This window comes from Companilactobacillus farciminis KCTC 3681 = DSM 20184, assembly GCF_002706745.1.
Classification (GTDB): domain Bacteria; phylum Bacillota; class Bacilli; order Lactobacillales; family Lactobacillaceae; genus Companilactobacillus; species Companilactobacillus farciminis.
Map to the genome: position 1 here is coordinate 300,931 of NZ_CP017702.1, position 18,928 is coordinate 319,858.

General features: G+C 35.8%; 15 protein-coding genes. 8 read left to right on the forward strand and 7 right to left on the reverse strand.

The features are described 5' to 3' along the window. Nucleotides 1-189: 189 nt before the first annotated feature. From LF20184_RS01430 to carB, 5 genes are all read left to right on the forward strand, one after another. Nucleotides 190-1,179, forward strand: a complete 990-nt coding sequence (locus LF20184_RS01430; protein WP_082607447.1) for an exonuclease domain-containing protein — start codon at nucleotides 190-192, stop codon at nucleotides 1,177-1,179. A 3-nt stretch (nucleotides 1,180-1,182) separates the two neighbouring features. Further along, on the forward strand, nucleotides 1,183-1,551 hold the full coding sequence (locus LF20184_RS01435) for a hypothetical protein (protein WP_010018809.1): 369 nt from the start codon (nucleotides 1,183-1,185) through the stop codon (nucleotides 1,549-1,551). Nucleotides 1,552-1,586: 35 nt separating this feature from the next. Then, complete coding sequence (locus tag LF20184_RS01440) at nucleotides 1,587-2,510, forward strand: HNH endonuclease (RefSeq protein ID WP_010018807.1); 924 nt, start codon at nucleotides 1,587-1,589, stop codon at nucleotides 2,508-2,510. 476 nt (nucleotides 2,511-2,986) lie between these two features. Next, nucleotides 2,987-4,045, forward strand: coding sequence for a carbamoyl phosphate synthase small subunit (locus LF20184_RS01445; protein WP_010018806.1), 1,059 nt, complete (start codon nucleotides 2,987-2,989; stop codon nucleotides 4,043-4,045). Nucleotides 4,046-4,060: 15 nt separating this feature from the next. Then, a complete protein-coding gene (gene carB / locus LF20184_RS01450; protein WP_056945239.1) occupies nucleotides 4,061-7,237 on the forward strand; it encodes a carbamoyl-phosphate synthase large subunit in 3,177 nt (1,058 codons plus the stop codon). A gap of 39 nt (nucleotides 7,238-7,276) precedes the next feature. On the opposite strand, the gene LF20184_RS01455 is transcribed toward carB, so the two are convergent. The 6 genes from LF20184_RS01455 to LF20184_RS01480 form a co-directional block, all read right to left on the reverse strand. Beyond that, nucleotides 7,277-10,444 (reverse strand): AAA family ATPase, encoded by a 3,168-nt coding sequence (locus tag LF20184_RS01455; protein WP_010018802.1) that lies wholly within the window; start codon nucleotides 10,442-10,444, stop codon nucleotides 7,277-7,279. Next, nucleotides 10,441-11,631, reverse strand: a complete 1,191-nt coding sequence (locus LF20184_RS01460) for a metallophosphoesterase family protein (RefSeq protein WP_010018801.1) — start codon at nucleotides 11,629-11,631, stop codon at nucleotides 10,441-10,443. The genes LF20184_RS01455 and LF20184_RS01460 overlap by 4 nt, the downstream gene beginning before the upstream one ends. Before the next feature lie 137 nt (nucleotides 11,632-11,768). Then, nucleotides 11,769-13,178: a C69 family dipeptidase gene (locus tag LF20184_RS01465; RefSeq protein ID WP_010018800.1), complete on the reverse strand. Its 1,410-nt coding sequence runs from the start codon at nucleotides 13,176-13,178 to the stop codon at nucleotides 11,769-11,771. 81 nt (nucleotides 13,179-13,259) lie between these two features. Further along, the gene (locus tag LF20184_RS01470) at nucleotides 13,260-13,733 is read right to left on the reverse strand and encodes a hypothetical protein (protein WP_010018799.1); all 474 of its coding nucleotides are present in this window, start codon (nucleotides 13,731-13,733) and stop codon (nucleotides 13,260-13,262) included. Nucleotides 13,734-13,862: 129 nt separating this feature from the next. Then, nucleotides 13,863-14,705 carry a mechanosensitive ion channel family protein gene (locus tag LF20184_RS01475; protein WP_010018798.1) on the reverse strand — a complete coding sequence of 281 codons (843 nt, stop codon included), beginning with the start codon at nucleotides 14,703-14,705 and terminating at the stop codon, nucleotides 13,863-13,865. Between the two features lie 83 nt (nucleotides 14,706-14,788). Continuing rightward, nucleotides 14,789-15,040 carry a hypothetical protein gene (locus LF20184_RS01480; protein ID WP_010018797.1) on the reverse strand — a complete coding sequence of 84 codons (252 nt, stop codon included), beginning with the start codon at nucleotides 15,038-15,040 and terminating at the stop codon, nucleotides 14,789-14,791. Nucleotides 15,041-15,219: 179 nt separating this feature from the next. On the opposite strand from LF20184_RS01480, the gene LF20184_RS01485 reads away from it, so the two are divergent. After that, on the forward strand, nucleotides 15,220-15,666 hold the full coding sequence (locus LF20184_RS01485; protein ID WP_010018796.1) for a DUF3955 domain-containing protein: 447 nt from the start codon (nucleotides 15,220-15,222) through the stop codon (nucleotides 15,664-15,666). A gap of 130 nt (nucleotides 15,667-15,796) precedes the next feature. Beyond that, entirely contained in the window at nucleotides 15,797-16,381 is a 585-nt protein-coding gene (locus tag LF20184_RS01490; RefSeq protein ID WP_010018795.1) for a peptidylprolyl isomerase, read from the forward strand. Here LF20184_RS01490 and LF20184_RS01495 read toward each other — a convergent pair. After that, a complete protein-coding gene (locus LF20184_RS01495) occupies nucleotides 16,378-17,223 on the reverse strand; it encodes a LysR substrate-binding domain-containing protein (RefSeq protein ID WP_010018794.1) in 846 nt (281 codons plus the stop codon). The genes LF20184_RS01490 and LF20184_RS01495 overlap by 4 nt on opposite strands. 100 nt (nucleotides 17,224-17,323) lie before the next feature. On the opposite strand from LF20184_RS01495, the gene LF20184_RS01500 reads away from it, so the two are divergent. Next, a complete protein-coding gene (locus LF20184_RS01500; RefSeq protein WP_010018792.1) occupies nucleotides 17,324-18,343 on the forward strand; it encodes a YeiH family protein in 1,020 nt (339 codons plus the stop codon). The last annotated feature ends 585 nt before the right edge of the window (nucleotides 18,344-18,928 follow it).

Sequence of the window (18,928 nt, forward strand, 5' to 3'; positions counted from 1 at the left end):
GTAATTGATGTATTAGAATGAAAATTTTAAAAAAAGGAAAAAATGAATTTGTTTAATTAAAATTTGTCACATTTCAGATATAAATAATAATATTTTTTTAACATCAAAAGCTACTGTTTCACAACATCTATAAAGGGTATTATAAAAGTAAGCGCTGTCTTCTAAATATGCTCATGGTAGGTGAAACTTATGAAAATTATTGTTGGTTCATACTTTTTAGATATAGATAAAGGTAAAAAGAAAAAAATAGAAAGAGAAAAGGGAAAAAGTAGATTATTTTTTCCAAAGGATTATACCTTGCTGGATTTTGAAACGACGGGATATGATCCTAGATGGGATCGTATTATTGATATTGGAGCGTTAAAAGTAAAGGATAATAATGTTGTAGATAAAATTGATAATCTTGTTAAGTATGAAGATGATAATACCGTTCCTGCGATGGTGGAAGGCATGACGGGAATTACCAGTGAAATGATTGAAAAAGATGGCGTTACCGCAGAAATAGCAATGAGAAACTTAGTAGATTTTATAGACAATGATGTGATCGTTGGATTTAATGTCAATTTTGATATTAATTTTCTTTATGATTTTGCAAATAAGTATTTTGGCCAGAAGGTAAAAAATGATTTTGTTGATGTGCTAAGAATTGCTAGAAAATTTTACCCAGAAGAACGTCATAATAGATTGGCTGATTGTATAAAACGAATAGAACCCAAAAAAGAGCAGTCTCACAGAGGACTAGATGATTGTTATGATACGAAATTAATATTTGACTTTTTTGAGGAAAATATTGATTTAAATCTATTAAATGAAAAAAGACATTATCATCATAATAAAATTGATTTGAAACAATTAAAACCGGAAAGTGTAATGATTGATGAAGATAATCCATTTTATGGATGTAATGTGTGTTTTACAGGTAAATTAGATGGTTTGTTAAGAAAGCAAGCGGCACAATTAGTTGTTAATTTAGGTGGAATAGCCCAAAACGGGATAACATTAAAAACGGACTATTTAATATTAGGTGATACAGCATATAGTTTACACAATAAAGGTACTATGACTACGAAAATGAAAAAAGCATATGATTTAATTGGAAAAGGAAGTAATTTAAAAGTAATAAATGAATCAGTTTTTCTGGATATGTTAAACGATAGGCAAAATGAAATTGAGGGGTAAGATATGATAGAGTTCGTGAAAACCAAAAATAAAAAGAGTTTTGTTTTTGATGGAGGTACTATTGAAAATTCAAATAATGTTTTACGAGGGACATTTATAATTCTATTTGCAAATAAGATCATAAGAATAAATAAAAGAGGTGAAGAAAACATATCATATGAATATACTAATGATCTATTTCGAAAAATGAATATGTGTAAAACTAATAATATTAGTGAAAGAAGAAATGCAAGTGATCTAGAGGAAAGATTATTCAATATGATATTGAATGGTGATAGGCTTGATGATGAAATAAGAAAGAATTTAAGACAGAATTATTTAGAAGTACTTCATGTTGATAATAGTAAGAATAATATTAACTTAATAGTGTAACTAAATTCTAAATATGTTTGGAAAGTAATATAAAAATGCAAATGTATCAATCTCAAACAACCAATCCCCAAACCAACTATTTCATAATAGACTCTAGCTCCAGTCCTAACCACAACGACGTAGATTTCAAATATTACAGCTACCAAAATCAAACTAACAAACAACTCCACACTGGAGACCTAATAATCTACCGCAGGTCTGGCAGTGCATCTGAATGGGGCAACGAGTTTTACCTATACGGAGCAGCCCAACTAGGGGATGTAGTCCAAGTGGATCCAACAACAGGCAACAGTCTACTCGAAGTGAAGAATCCTTATCTTTTCTCTCATCGTCTAATGAAACAAAACTTACGGACCTTTGACTGGAAGTTCCGCAAATTTAAAGGCAAGTGGTCTAATTTCTTCAACATGAACGGCATCACCCAAATTACCAAAGAAGATTTTCTTGGCTTATTGGATCGACAAAGCAACTTATCTCCAGAATTTGACGGCTTGTCTAGTGCTGAAGAATCATTGGCAGTCAAATGTTACCAAGCTCAAAGGCACGAATTGTATACAATTGAAGATACTGCCAAAGGAGTTCCAACACGCAGAGCTGCAGATAAATATTTCTCCGACCAAGTAAAATTTAATTATCATTATAAATCAGCTCTAACTGGAACCTCTGATGAAGACAAATTGGTAGCGACTAGAATAATCCCATGGAAAGACAACAAAACCACGCGCCTAGATTATCGCAATGGTATTTGCCTAACCAAGATACTGAAAAAAGCTTTCACACAAGGCTATTTCACGCTTTCTGATCAAGGACACATAATCTTATCCAATCTAAATTCAAACGACCCAGAGCTCAATAAAACACTAAATAAATACAAAAATAGAAAAATACATATGAATAGGGAATATTCTCCTAATAAAAATTATTTACAATACCACCGTGAGCACATTTTTAAGCGTTAATAGCTATTGACTAATCAACAAGTGATTTGTATTATAATTACAACAACTTTTAATTAAGTCCAGAGAGGCTTAGAAAGTAACAATTAGGAGGGGAACCTTCTCAAACTAAACTTTCTTTGTCTGTTGGCAGAGAAAGTTTTTTTATTGCTTTAGATTTAATATATTTAAAAATATCTAATAAAACTATGATTTAAATTAAAATAATTTTAATAAAACTATTGACGATTCACGAAGATGTTTGTATTATGGGAACAATAACTTTTAATGGGACCCTGCGAGATCTTGAAGGCGAAAGAACCACAGAGAGGATTCTCTGAGCAATTCGTACTGGTGAAAAGTCTTTAAATTTGAATTTTTAATTGGATCCAGAGAGGTCCCAAAAGTTCAGTCTAATCAATCGTCTAGGACTAACTTTAGGGATGCCTTATCAGCATCCCTTTTTATGTACCAAATTTTTATCAATTCGGAGGACAAATATGAAAAGATACCTAGTTTTTGAAGATGGAACATACTTTGAAGGTACGGCTTTTGGAAGCGACACAGAAACGATCGGCGAACTTGTTTTTACAACAGGGATGAGCGGATATCAAGAAGCAATTACTGATCAATCCTACAATGGACAAATTATTAACTTTTGTGCACCAATGATCGGTAATTATGGTGTCGCCAAGAAATTTAATGAATCCAAAAAGCCTACTATAAAGGGCGTACTAGCCCGAGAAATAACCGATGTCACAGGAAACTATCAAAGCGAAATGACTATCGATGAATTCCTAAAGCAAGAGAATGTCCCCGGTATCCGACGAATTGATACACGTGCAATTACTTTAAAGATTAGAAAAGCTGGCTCACTAAAAGCAGCTATTGTTGACGATTTAGACTCAGGACTTATTGACCAAATCAGTACTTGGAAATTAGACGATTCACAGTTACAAAAGAGCATCACCCCTACACCAGCAGAATTTGCAGGCAGCGGCAAACACGTCGTTGTACTAGATTTCGGATATAAAGAAAGCATCATTTCCGAACTAAAGAAGCGTTGTTTGAAAGTCACTATCGTACCAGGCAATACTTCACTAGAAGCAATTAAGAATCTCAAACCAGATGGAATTTTGTTAAGTAATGGACCTGGAGATCCAACTAGACATACGGATATTTTGCCAACCATTGTGGAATTGGAAAAACTTTATCCAGTCTTTGGAATCTGCATGGGTCACCAATTATTGTGCCTAGCTAACGGTGCTAAGACTTTCAAGATGAAATTCGGTCACCGTGGATTTAACCATCCAGTTAAGGACTTAGAAACTGGTCGTATCTACTTCACTTCACAAAATCACGGTTACGCCGTTGACGCTGAATCAGTTGAAGATACTGATTTGAAGGTTACACAAGTAGAATTAAACGACCAAACAGTTGAAGGAGTAGAGCACACTAAATATAATGCCTTTTCTGTGCAATTCCACCCGGATGCAAAACCTGGTCCACATGATGCTGATTTCTTATTTAACAGATTCTGGAATGCGATTAACAAATAGCTGGAGGGGAATTAAATGCCAAAAAGAACAGACCTAAAAAAAATTATGATTATCGGTTCCGGTCCAATTATTATTGGTCAGGCTGCCGAATTTGACTACTCAGGAACACAAGCTTGTCTAGCTTTGAAAGAAGAAGGTTATGAAACTGTTTTGATCAATTCCAATCCAGCTACAATCATGACTGACAAACACATTGCGGACAAAGTTTATATTGAACCAATCACTTTGGAATTCGTTGAAAAAGTATTGGTCAAAGAACATCCCGATGCCATCATCCCAACACTAGGTGGCCAAACGGGTTTGAACATGGCGGTTCAATTACAAGAATCAGGTATTTTGAACCAATTAGGAATTGAAATTATTGGAACCAAGCTCGACACTATCAATGAAGCTGAAGATCGTGAAGAGTTCAAAGAATTAATGAATAGACTTCATGAACCAGTACCAGCTTCTAAATCGACTCACAACTATCGTGAAGCTAAGAAATTCGTTGACGGAATCGGTTTTCCGGTCATCATCCGTCCCGCTTTTACCATGGGGGGAACTGGTGGAGGTGTTGCTCACAACTATGACGAACTAGAAGAAATCGTTGGTCGTGGTTTGAAAGCTTCACCATCAACTGAAGTTTTGATTGAACAAAGTATTGCCGGTTTCAAAGAAATTGAATTTGAAGTTATGCGTGATAGTGCTGATAATGCCTTGGCCGTTTGTCACATGGAAAACGTTGACCCGGTCGGTATTCATACGGGAGATTCAATCGTTATTTCACCAATTCAAACTTTGACTGACGATGAAGTTCAAAAGTTACGTGATGTTTCTCTAAAAATTATTCGTGCACTAAAAATAGAAGGTGGTTGTAACGTTCAACTCGCCATCGATACTAAAACAAGTAATTATTTCATCATTGAGGTAAATCCTCGTGTCAGCCGTTCATCAGCCTTAGCTTCCAAAGCTACTGGTTATCCAATTGCCAAAATTGCTGCTAAGATTGCTGTCGGTTTGACTTTGGACGAAATCATCAATCCAATCACAGGTAAGACGTTTGCTCAATTTGAACCGGCCTTAGATTATGTTGTCTGCAAGATTCCTCGTTGGCCTTTTGATAAATTCTCCAAAGCTGACAGAACTATCGGTACTCAAATGAAAGCTACCGGTGAAGTAATGGCGCTTGGTAGAAATATCGAAGAAGCTTTCCAAAAGGCGGTTCGTTCACTAGAAATCGATCAACACGATTTAATCATGGATTCACTTGCTGATAAACCTCTAGAAGAACTTGAAAAATACGTCCAAACACCAACTGATGACCGTTTATTCTATATCGCTGAATTGTTGAGACGAGATGTTTCCTATGAAACAATTAACCAACTAACAGCTATCAATCCTTTCTTCTTGGCTAAATTGAAGAATATTATCAACTACGAAAAAGTTTTAACTAATGGAACTTTGGATAAAGATATCATTTTGGAAGCTAAGCAACTCGGTTATTCTGATAAGACGATTGCTCGTTTGAACGGGTTGGATGAAGATATTATTCGTCACTTCAGAAAGCAAAGTGAAATTTTACCAACTTACAAGATGGTTGATACTTGTGCTGGTGAATTTGAAGCTCAAGCTCCTTATTTTTACAGTACTTATGAAACCGAAAATGAATCACAAAAGGCTTCAGAAAAATCTGTCTTGATTTTAGGCTCTGGCCCTATCCGTATCGGGCAAGGTATCGAATTTGATTATTCAACGGTACACTGTGTCAGAGCGGTTCAACAGATGGGTTACAAAGCTATTGTTATCAATAACAATCCAGAAACTGTTTCAACTGATTATTCAGTTGCCGACAAATTATACTTTGAGCCTTTGACATTGGAAGATGTTTTGAATGTCTGCGATTTGGAACAACCAGTCGGAGCCATCGTTCAATTTGGTGGACAAACTTCAGTTAACTTGGCTGAACCACTCAAGGAAAATGGTATTAAGATCTTGGGTACACAAGTTGAAGATATTAATCGTGCCGAAGATCGTGATTTATTTGACCAAATCATCAAAAAATTAAATATTCCTCAACCAGCTGGTGGTACGGCTACTTCTCAAGAAGGTGCGGTTGAAGTTGCTCATAAGATTGGTTATCCAGTTTTGATTCGTCCTAGTTATGTTTTAGGTGGTCGTGCGATGGAGATCGTTAGATCTGATGAAGAACTCGACAAATACATGCACGAAGCAGTTCACGTTTCTAATGATCATCCAGTTTTGATTGATACTTACTTGACTGGTCGTGAATGTGAAATCGATGCCTTGAGCGATGGGGAAAATGTCTTGTTGCCAGGTATCATCGAACACATCGAAAGATCAGGTGTGCACTCAGGAGATTCAATGGCAGTTTATCCTCCACAAAATATCCCTGAAGAAGTTCAAAACCAAATCGTTAAATATGCGAAACTTTTGGCTAAAGAACTCAAATGTGTTGGTATCATGAACGTTCAGTTCGTTATCCATGAAAATCAGGCTTACGTTATTGAAGTTAACCCAAGAGCTAGTCGGACAGTGCCATATTTGAGCAAAGTCACTGGAATTCAAATGGCTAGAATTGCTTCGAAGTTAATTTTAGGAGCTGATTTTGCCACACTCGGTCTCGAACCAGGATTAGCACCAGAATCACGTTTGATTCACGTCAAAGCACCAACATTCTCTTTCAATAAATTAAACAATGTTGATAGTGCTTTAGGACCTGAAATGAAGTCGACTGGTGAAGTAATGGGTTCAGGAACTGACTATACTGAAGCCTTGTACAAAGCTTTTGAAGCTACTAACCAACATATCAAAGATGCTGGTAATGTTTTGATAACAGTTAATGACAATGACAAAGCTGAAGCCTGCGGTTTAGCTCGTCGTTTCCATGAAGTTGGTTTCCAAGTCTTAGCTACTAAGGGAACTGCCAAATACTTCAACGAACACGGCATCGAGGCTAAAGTTGTTCCAGAAGTAGGACAAGCAGAAAAAGATATTGTTTACTACTTGAGTCATAACAAGATTCAGTTGTTGATCAATACTTTAGGCGAGAGTAGAAGTCACCATTCAGATGGCTATATCATTCGTCAAAATGCAGTCTTGAATGCTGTGCCACTTTATACTTCACTCGATACAGCTAATGCAATTTTGAAAGTACTCGAAAAACGTTTTATTAGTGTAAATCCATTATAGATAAGAAAAACATCCTCAAATTGGGGATGTTTTTTTCTTTTACTTAGTAATTATTTTGATCGTACTCTTACCATTACCGACTTTTTGGACTAAGAGTTGTTGACCGATACTTTGTTTCATTGATTCGATATGACTGATAACGCCGACCATCCGGTTTTGACCGATTTCAGTCAGAGCTTTCATTGCTTCGTTAAGTGTTTCTTCATCCAATGAGCCAAAGCCCTCATCAATGAATAGCGCATCGATTTGAACTCCGTTAGCTGATGATTGAACGACTTCACTCAATGACAGAGCAATCGATAAGGCGGCAATGAAAGTTTCACCACCAGAAAGTGTGTCGGAAGAACGGGTAGCATTCGTTTGACGGTCATAAATATTGATATCCAGACCGTGATCACGTTGCTTATTAGTACTTTCGGTCGATAGTTGGAAATAATAACGGTCGTTAGAAAGGATACTTAAGAATTTGCGGTTAGCGTAATTCAAAATCTTTAATAAGTAGTTTTGAACGACATAAGTTTCTAGCTTTAATTTATTTTCATTGCCGTCTTTACCAGTGACAATGTTGTAAAGGCTAGTGATAGCAGCTAATTCCTTGGTAAAGTTGCCTTGAGCTTGAAGAATTTTTTGAACTTGTTCGAAGTTTTGGGTAGCTTCTTTTAAATCATGACTGAATGAATTAGTTTGTTTGGCAGCAATCAAGTGAGTTTGTTCAGCTTCAACTTTAGCTTGCTTTAAGGCGACAATATCAGGCTTAGTTTGATCTTTTAGCTGAGCTGTTACTTTAGAAATATTGTCAGTTAAAATTTCTTTTTCTTTTTGATAGCTAGTGACATCGTTTTGAAGTTTGCTTAGTTGATTTTGAGAAATTTCTAAAATCCATCTGTCTAGTAAATTACGATCATTAGTTTTAGCGTTGTCGGCATTAAGTGCTTGATGCAATTTATCAGAGAGATTTCTCAAACTAGTTGTTAACTTGTCTAGTTGTGTTTGAGTATCTGTTAGTTTAGTTTGATTGTTACTATAGTTAATTTCGTTTTTGTGGGCAGCATCTTGAGCAACTTTCAAATCCTTTTGGAACTTCTCATATGCTGAAACTAATTCGTTCTTTTTGGTAATTAATTGTTGGCTAGTAGTGGTTGAATCGGATAAGTCAGCGGATTTAGTTTGCAAGTCGTTTTCTCGAGTTTGGATTTGAGCAGTCAATTTGTCTAGTTCTGATTTATCTTGGCTTAGCGACTGTTGTTGACGGTTGAGATTATTCTCTAGGTCTTTAATTTCTTGTGCCAGTTTTTGAGAAATTTGAATCTGTTCATTTAACTGATCAATACTCTTTTTGAAAGTGTCTTTGATGGCTACTAGATCAAATTGTTGTGGCAACTCGATTGAAGTGTTAGCGACAACTTGAGTGTAGTGAGTTGATAAGGCAATTTGAGTAGAAACAGCCTTTTGTTGTTGTTGATCAAACTCGTCTGAAACTTCTTGAATTGTTTGTTGGATATTCTTTAAATCTGTTTCTTTAGCAGCAAAGATTTTTTGAGAATTATCGACAGCATCCATTGATTTGCGGAGTTCTTTTTCATTTGCGACGGCGGCTTCTTTGGCATAGGGATGTTCAGTTGAACCACAGACAGCGCAGGCTTCTCCTTCGACTAGTTCTTGACGAAGCTGGGCAATCATTAGTGATTGTCTAGTTTTTATCTTTTCTTGATAATCTTTTTTAGCATTCTCAAATACCTTAGTCTTTTGATCCAAGTCAGCGTGCAATTGTTTGAGCTTCTTTTGTGTTTTGGCTACGGCGTCGGCAGCATTTTGACGATCAGTTTCAAGAGGTGAGAATTGGTCGATGAAATCGGCTCTTTCCTGAACTAATTTATCTTTTTGACTAGGGAAGTCCTGGTATTTAGACAGTTCTTCGTTCTTAGCTTGAATTGAATCGTTAATGGTAGTTAATTCTTGAGATTTTGTTTGGACAGTCTTAGTAATTTGCTCTAAGCGCGGTTGTAATTGGGATAGTGACTTTTTAATGGCTTCAATTTCTTGAACTTTGGCAATTAGAACAGTCAGTTTTTGAGCTTGCTGGTTCTTTTCGTCAAAATTTGCCTGTTGACTAGTTAATTCCGTAGTTTTAGCTTGGGCAGCGGCCAAATTCTTATGGGCGAGTTGTAGCTTTTGTTCGAGATCTTTTTTGCTGTTTAAAGTATCAGTTTGATCTTTCTCCAGGCGCTCTAAATCACGAACTGTTTCCTGAAGAGGTTGTGCCCATTGCAATTCAGAAATGTGAATTTGCTTTTGACTGATATTGTCGGCTTGATTGGTAATGTGACTTTGATATTGTGTTTGATATTCATTCAACTGGTCAAATTTTTTGCTGATATCTAAAGCTACTTGATAGGTAGCTTCGGTCTTTTTCTTGGCAGCAAATTTGGCTTGTTCAGTCTTTTTTGCTTCATTTAAAGTAGCCTGACGGTTGGCAACAAATTTTCCCAAAGTGTCGTTCAATTGATCATTGTCGATCTCTTTTAATTGAGTTTTTTCTTCGTCGTTCCAAATGGGAGAGGATAGTTGATTTTGAATTTTGGTTTCAAAATCTTGAGCCTTAGAAGTGGCCTGGTCATAGTGATCTTTTAGCTTAACTGTGAAGTCAGTGAATAATTGAGTTCCGAAAATCTTTTTGAGGATTTTTTCTTTATCAGCAGTATTTGATTTCAAAAACTCTGAAAAATCATTTTGTGGTAAAAGAATGATTTTCTTAAATTGATCGGCGGTTAAATTAAGAATCTCGGAGATAGCATTACCGACGTCAACTGGTTTAGTCGCGATACTTTCTACCTCAACACCATTAACTTCGTCAACGATTGACAGATTTGCAGTAGGTGCTTTTTTAGTAAAACCGGTACCTCTTTTTCTAGCTAGGAATTGTTCAGGTGTTCGTTCGACTTTAAAAATTTTGCCATTTTGTTCGAAGTAGAAAACTACTTTGGTCGTATCGGTGCCTTCAGCGAATTGACTACGCATTTCTTTAGCTTCACGTTCACTAGTTGTACTACCAAAGAGGGCAAAGGTCATGGCATCAAAGATAGTAGACTTACCAGCTCCGGTATCACCACCAATTAGAAAGATAGGTGATTCATCGAGTTTTCTAAAATCAATAATTGAATGTTCATGTGGTCCAAAGAAGTTGATATCTAAATATATTGGTTTCATTTGCGCGCTCTTTCTACTTCGTTGAAGATGTTTTCAACAAGTGTTTTTTGTTGGTTGGATAAGTCTTTACCAGTGATAGTTTTGAAAAATTGATCGACGGTTTCTTCAGGACTGAGGTCGTTGATGTTGGTGTTGATAGTTTGGATTTGGTTGTCGCTTGCTTTTACTTGATAGTCCAGTTCGACGATAGTCTTATAGTGCTTTTGTAATTTGGCCCGGATATTGGTATGAACGTGTTCACTTGGGTCGAAGTTCTTAATTGTGATAGCGAACCAAGCTGAATCAAGTGGCTGTTGGCTGTAAAATTTCTCGTCACAAAGGGTATCCCAATCTTCTTCCAAGACAATTAAGTCAGTTTTAGGTGTTAAAGGTTTGAATTCACGATTAATACCATTGTCGTCAATCGTTACAATGTCGACACCTTTGCCTTTGTTTTTGATACGAGCTTCTTTGACGTTGAATTTGACCGGACTGCCGGAATAACGAATATTGTCAGTCGGAGAAGCGAAGCGGGTATGAATGTGTCCCAGCATGACGTAATCAAAATCACTGAATTCGTCGCTAGTTAAAGTTGCTAAGCCACCGACTTTTGAATTGGTTTCACTAGTTAGTTCCAGTTCGGTATCTTGATTAGGGGTTACGGCAAAATGGGTTACTAGTAAGTGCTTTTTATTAGGATCGAAGTTCTTTTTCATATCGGCAACGACTAAATTCATTGCTTGAGAAATAGTTTTTATTTCTTGGACTTGTTCGTTAGGCATATCGTGATGACCGTAGTAAGTTCTAGCATCCATTGGATCAAAGAATGGCAATAAAAATATTTGTGCTTGGGGTGTCTCGATTGGGGTGAAAGCTTCTTCTATGAACGTATTGAGATAGAAATCGGATTGTTTCATCCAAGCTCGACCATAATTAAGACGTTTGGCGCTATCGTGATTACCAGAGATAGCATAAATAGGTAAGTGATTTTCTAAATTGATTTTGCGGAACATTTCATCCAAAGTTGTAACAGCTTCAGGATTGGGAATAGCTCGATCGTAAATATCTCCAGCGATAACGATTCCGTCAACTTGTTCTTGCTTGGCAATATCTAAGATTTGTTTGAAGGTTTCCCTTTGTTCATCTAATAAGGGGTAACCGTTCAAAGTTCGTCCAATGTGCCAGTCAGCAGTGTGTAATAGTTTCATATTCAACCCTCCATTTGAGTTTATTGTATCGTAATTTTTGAGAATCAGGATTTAAATAAAGTATATCATTAGTTTAGAACATATGTTCGTTAAAACTGCAAAAAAAAGCCGATAAAATAATTATCGACTTTTGGTAATTAATCATTCAAATTGTAACGAAGTTTCATGTTGTTAGAACCCGTTGTTACCATGTCTCCGAGCAATTTATTTTGTTTTTCAAAGGCTACGTCAGCTAATTTCTTGTTGGCATTTTCGAGGTATTTTTCAATATCTTTTTGTCCGGAAATATCGGCATCGGTATCGTTTTGGATTTTACGATAAGCACTCATGGCATCTAGTTCATAATCATTTCTCATATCAACGTAGAAGTCATAATCTGTATCACCAAGTAAAGCAGTTGTACAACTCAACCAGTACATGTTGTTCAAATCGAATTTGCCAGTAGCATTCTTGTATTGAACTGGTGTGTCATTAACGTTGGCATAGAATGGAACAACTGTGTTGAAAGTATTGGCACCGTAAGCTAACCAGTGGATACCAGCAATTTCTGTTGGAACGTTGTTTCTAATTTGAAGAATGTGAACGTTGTGGTTTCTGTTAATACCAATAGGTCTAAAGAGTGTCTTGTCACTTTGAGAACCACTGCCGTAAACATCGTACTTAGTATTTTCAAAGTGAGAACTCAAGACAAATTTCACATCTTCGACAGAAATCTTGCGGTTAGCGTGGCAGATGAATGGTAAATCTTGTTCCATTGGATCGTCAGCCGTATCGTCAGGACTGAAGAATTTTTGACCGTACCAAGTACGAGGGTTGTTGTAAACAGTATCTTTAATAGAAGCACTACCAAAGATATGTCTTAAATTGTAGTTTTCAAAATCTGGATTGAGGTTGTTGTTGTCAATCAAATCTTTCAAATCGCTTGAGCAAAGTGTGTCATCTGAATCGAAATCAAATTGATCAATGTTCATACGGTTTGGAGCTACAACGTAAGCATCGTCAGGAATACGAACGGCTGCCCAGTGGTGTCCACCGATAGTTTCTAACCACCAAACTTCTTCGTTATCGGCAAATGAAATACCGTTTGGTTCATAAGTTCCGTATTCTTCTAATAGAGAACCTAGACGTTTAACACCTTCACGGGCACTCTTGACGTAAGGAAGAACGACTGTAACTAAATCTTCTTCACCCAAACCATTTTCAACGAAAGGATCAAGTCCTTGAACACGTGAATTAGTAGTAATGGTTTCAGTGGCTGACATGGCAACGTTTGAACTATTGATACCAGCAGCGGGCCAAATTCCGTTTGTCAAAATTGAGTTAGGAATTGAAGTGTAGCGTTGTGGATCATCAGGTAATTTAACGTTTACCTTACTGATAACTGAAGTGTAATCTCTAGGTTGATCCTCTGGGTTTACGACTACGAAACGTTGTGGATCTAAGGCTTCATGACCGTCATCATTTCTTGAAATAAGTGTTGAACCGTCAATTGAGGCTTTTTTACCAACTAAAATCGAAGTACAAGAACCTTTAATGCGTTTTTCCATTATTAATTAGCTCCTTTTTATAATCTCTAATAGATTAATTATAACTTTTATAATGTAGGAAACCAAACAACCGATTTATAGTTATTTATCTCCAAAATATGTTTTTCTTAAATCGTTTTTTATGTTTCTTATATCTGTAAGAGTCTGATATTCTTCAGAAGATTCCAATTCCTTTTTATCTTCGAAAATATCTTCCTCTTCGCGTAGTACTTGTGACCAATATTTTTGTAAGTTATTTAGATGTTTCCATGCGTCGACTCTGAAATTAGAAAATAATAGTTCTTCTTCTTTGGATAAATTAAAATCCTCGACGATACTATCGGTAAATACTGTTATATCAGTTGGCCAATTTTTGTTTAAAGTATTTCTCCAAACGAATTCTCCTTCGTCATCAGAATAATGTAGGTATAAGTTGCTATAGTCACTATCTACTAGCTCAAATTGATTTTCCAATGTAACAAAGAATGGTCTCTCATTTTTCTTATAGTTTGGTTCATAGATGCCTAACTGCTCTTTATTTTGTAACATTATTTTCGAAATTTCTTTATCATTCATAAGAATCATCCTTTCGTATTATTATTTTTATTATAAAAAATAAATATCCAAAAAGCAAACAAGTGTTCGTACTAAGCGCATAAAAAAACTACCAAAAATATGATTTTTGTCATTTTTTTGATAGTTTTTTTACTTAGGTAAATTAATCCCAGCATCTTTTAATGCGTTCAAATATTTCTTTAATAATACATTTCTGGCATTGTATTGAGCACCAGGGGTGGTATAACAGGCAACTTGAATTGATAAAGTGCCATCATTTAAATTTGAAAAACCAAAGATATAAGGCTTTTGGGTGATTTGAAGTTCTTTTAAATTCAAATTGTTATTAACTTCATCGATAGTTTGCGTAATTTTTTCAAAAGGAGAGTCGCTGGCAACGGGAATTTCCATTAGAGCCCGCATATTATTACGCGATAAATTGCTGACGATGGTGATATTGCGATTAGGGATGTAGTTCAAAGTTCCATCGAAACTTTTGACTTGAGTTGTTCTAATACCAACGTAAGTAACTTCTCCTTCGATGTTATTGACTTGAATCAAATCGCCGACACTGATTTGTTGTTCCAATAAGATGAAGAAACCATTGACCATATCGGAAACGAATCCTTGTGCACCAAGACCAATTGCCAAACTGAAGATTCCGGCCCCAGCAATCAATGTACCAACAGGAATACCAATGGCTGAAAGAATGGCGTAGATCCAAAAGAACATCAGAATATATTTGAAGATATTGAGGACTAAGGTATAAATAGTATCGAGTTTTTTAGGTGAAATCGACCGTTTAGTACCTCTAAGTCCGGTTTTAAAAATATGACGAATGATTTTTTTACCGATCCAATTGATCAGCAGTAAAACAATAGATAGTAGTACCAACTGAAAAACAACTGAAACGACGTGTTGTAAAACTGATTCCCAATCGACTTTGAGAAAGAGTTTTTTGATTAGGGTGTTGAGGTTAAGTGAAGAGTCCAAATTAGTTAGTCCTTTCTGAATAATTACTCAAATAATACTATCACAAAAGAAAAAGCCAGAGAAACGGTCTTCTCTGACTCTAATTATTGTAAGTAGCTTTTGGGAACGAAGTCTTCTGTTGCTACATATAATTTATCGGATAGTTTTTTGTATAGTTCATGTTCGCCAGTCATTAAAGTGAAGTTCAAGTTGTCGCACGATTCAATCAATTTAATAGCAGCGGCGATTTTTAAGTCATCGTGTGAATAGTCAATTTCACTATTTCCAGTCACGGTAATGTCTAAAGTAGGCTCGTTTTGTCCTAAAGTGTAATCTTGAATGTTTTCTGTAACCAAATTTAAAATCTCCTCAAATGGAATGGGTATATAACATAGCATATAAAGAACGTGATTTACAGTGTTATGTACTGAATGGAAAATTGGCTTGAAAATCCTATTAAATCAAGGATGCTTGTAACTCTAGCTTTAGTTTTTACAAGAGTTCACGTATAACTAAGGTTAAAGGAGCTGAATTCATGGATTTTGGAGCACAGATGAAGAAGTTACGAACTAGTCGAGGATTGACTCAGGGACAAGTCGCACAGAAATTGAATGTTTCCCGACAAACGATTTCGAGTTGGGAAAATAATCGTAATTTACCCGATTTAGAAATGGTAGTTTTGATTGCCAGGATTTTTAATATCTCGTTGGATAATTTGATACTCGGTGATCCTACCATGACGAATAAATTAGTGAAGGATGGTAGTGAGATGAAGAGAGCTAAGTGGAATTTGTATTTCAGTTTATCAATGATATTCGCAGGTATTATTAGTTTCCTATTGTTTAGGTTGATTGGTAGTACTGTCGATAGTAATGGTTATTTGCAAGAGCCATTTTTCTTAGTACCGATTGGCTATTTATTCTTATTGGTTGGTTTGATTGATGGAGTAATTTATCTAGTTCAACGTTTCAAACGAAATTAATAATGTAAAATTTTATCTATTTCCTCGTTATAAACTAGTACATTGACTAAAAAAGAGAATCTTCTTTGATTTGGCTTATTGGTTAATTGTGGTAAAGTAAATTTACTTATATATAGAAGGGAACTTTAAAATGTCATATCCACAATTAGATTTAGCCAACGCTTCTGGCAGTGTCGCAACTATCAATACTAACCATGGAGCTATCAAAATCCAACTTTTCGATGAATTGGTCCCTAAGACTGTGAAGAACTTTATCGAACTAGCTAAGAAGGGTTACTACAATGGTGTTATCTTCCATCGTGTTATTCCTGATTTCATGATTCAAGGAGGAGATCCAACTGGAACTGGTATGGGTGGTGAAAGCATCTATGGCGACAGTTTTGAGGATGAATTTACTGACCAACTTTTCAATTTAGACGGTGCTTTATCAATGGCAAATGCTGGTCCTAACACTAATGGTAGTCAATTCTTCATCGTTTCTAACCAAAATATGCCAAAACGCATGATCAAGGAAATGGCTTCAGCTGGTTATCCAGAAGAGATCATTGCTGCTTACAAGAATGGTGGAACTCCTTGGTTGGATCACCGTCACACTGTATTTGGTCAAGTTATTGACGGTATGGATGTCGTTCGTGATATTGCCCGTGCTAAACGTAATAGCAATGACAAGCCTAACGATGATATCGTAATGGAAAGTATTGAAATCTCAGACTAAACTGATTCAACTATTTCTTGATAGATATTTTTGAAATAAGAATTTTTGAGAAAAACTAGATTGATGGGATGTTCCACGTGGAATCCTGTTAGATCTAGTTTTTTTAATTGTTCGGTTTTTAATTCGTTCACGACTAAAGATTCATACATAAAACTGATACCGTCGTTTTGCTTAAGGTATTCAATGATGGCAGAAGGACTGGCTATTTCAATAGTATTTTTAAAATCATTAATATTGTAGTTTTGGGTTGCTAACCAATTTTCAAAAATTTCACGACTACCAGAGCCCTTTTCTCGCAGTAATAGTGGTTGATTAAATAAGTTCTCGATTGAGTCACACCGATATTTATTATGACCAACGCCAATGAAATGTTCTTTTTGCAATAGGAAGGCATCAAATTCTTTCTTATTGAAATTACCTTCGATTAATCCAAAGTCAACTTTTCCATCACGAATGTTTTGTAAGATGTGTTGGGTATTGTTAATTTTTGTCGTGACAATATTAGTTCTAGTAGACAGTTGCTGAACAAATTTGGGTAGGATAGTGGAACTGAGTGATAGGGTACAACCCATTTTTAGATGTTCCACATTGTTGCGTAGACTATCGATTACTTTAGTTCCTTCGAATTCAATTTGAGTAGCAAACTGTGCCAATTTCTCGCCAGCAGGAGTTAGATGAATTTTGCCATGATCTCTGATGACTAGAGCAAAGTCTAGTTCTTCTTCCAATGATGCGATTTGTTGGGATACTGCCGGTTGAGTTATATAGAGTTTTTGGGCAGTTTTGGTGAATGAGTGATATTTTGCTAAAGCAATGAGTGTTTGATAACGTCGATCTAACATAGTTGTTCTCCTTATAAGCAGTACTTATGGATATCAAATAAATACTAATTTCTACTTATGATGATTATATATTATCATCTTAGTCACGGAGGAATTAAGTATGTATGCAAAATTTTTTGAGAGAAGTTTCCTATATGCATTTGGGATAACGCTTCTCTGCTCAATTGTGGGAACTCTATTAGGAGGATTACCATATTTAACGATTATTGGTGCTTTGGTTATTTCGCTGATTTTAGGAATGATGTTTCAGATCAATCAACCATTGGTACAAAAGTCTAAAGTGGGTATTGGTTTTATTTCCAATAAATTTTTACGTTTAGGAATTATTTTATTAGGATTCAAATTGAATTTGATTGACTTAGCTCATGCTGGGGTTAAAACCATTCTGTTTGCGATGTTCATTGTCAGCGGAGTGATCTTCTTGACTTATAACATTGCCCGAAAGTTCGGTGTCAGTAAAAGATTGGCGATTTTGACTGCTAGTGGAACAGGAATTTGTGGGGCAGCCGCAGTTATGGGTATCTCGCCACAAATCAAAGTTTCAAAAGATGAAGAAGAGGCTAAGCACAATGATGAGGTATTAGCTGTCGCAATCGTCGCAATCTTAGGAACGGTCTTTACTTTGATTGAAATTGCTATTAAGCCACTATTACATATGTCACCAACTCAATTTGGAGTAATGGCTGGTGGTTCACTTCACGAAATTGCCCATGCTATTGCTACGGGTGGTGCTGGCGGATCAGTCAGTTTAAGTGCCGCTATTATTACTAAACTATCACGAGTTTTATTATTAGCTCCGGCTGCTTTAGTAATAGGTATTTGGTATCAAAAGCAAGAACAAGTTACGGATGGAGCTAAAGGTAAACTGCCTATCCCTTGGTTTATGGCTGGCTTCTTATTAGCTAGTGTGATTGGAACATTTATTCCCATGCCAGCTAGTGTTTTAAATGCTCTAGTTAAGTTGGCTTATATTGTATTAGGGATGGCCATGGCTGCTTTAGGAATGAGCGTTAATTTTAAAGCCTTTATCAGTAGTGGTAAGAATGCTGTATTAGCCGCACTATCGTCATCAGTAATTTTATTGATCTTCGCTATTGTCGTAAGTAAGAGCTTCTTTTAATTGAAAGACGGTCGTTAGTTTATAAACTAGCGGCTGTCTTTTTTTATAAAAGGGGTTTCATTTGTCTGAAATCGTGATATAGTATTAGTCAATAAAGTCATGTTGTAGATTTTTAAAATAATTTGTTATTTGGTAACTAATTAGGAAGAAACTATTCAATTAGTCAATTTTGCAAAAGAAATTGAAAAAAATAATAAAAAGTACTTGCAACGACTTATTATTAACGGTAAGATATTACCTGTTGTCACGACAGAGGCAATGACGTCAACGGATTCAAGCCTTACAGCTTATCCAAGACGTCAAAAATTATTTTAAAAAAGTGCTTGACTTGCTCTTGTATCTTCGATAAGATAATTAAGTTGTCTGTTAGACATCACCTAACAAATTGTCATTTACTTGATGATTTGTTAGAAAAATTATTTTAAAAAGTTCTTGACATTAAATTGTCAGCTTGATAAAATAATTAAGTCGCTGATGAGCGTAAGCGCTTAATCAGCTGGTAGACCTTTGAAAACTGAACAAAGTTTTAACACTAAATTGTGTAGGCCAACATTTATTTGTTGGATTTACAACGAAGTCAATTCG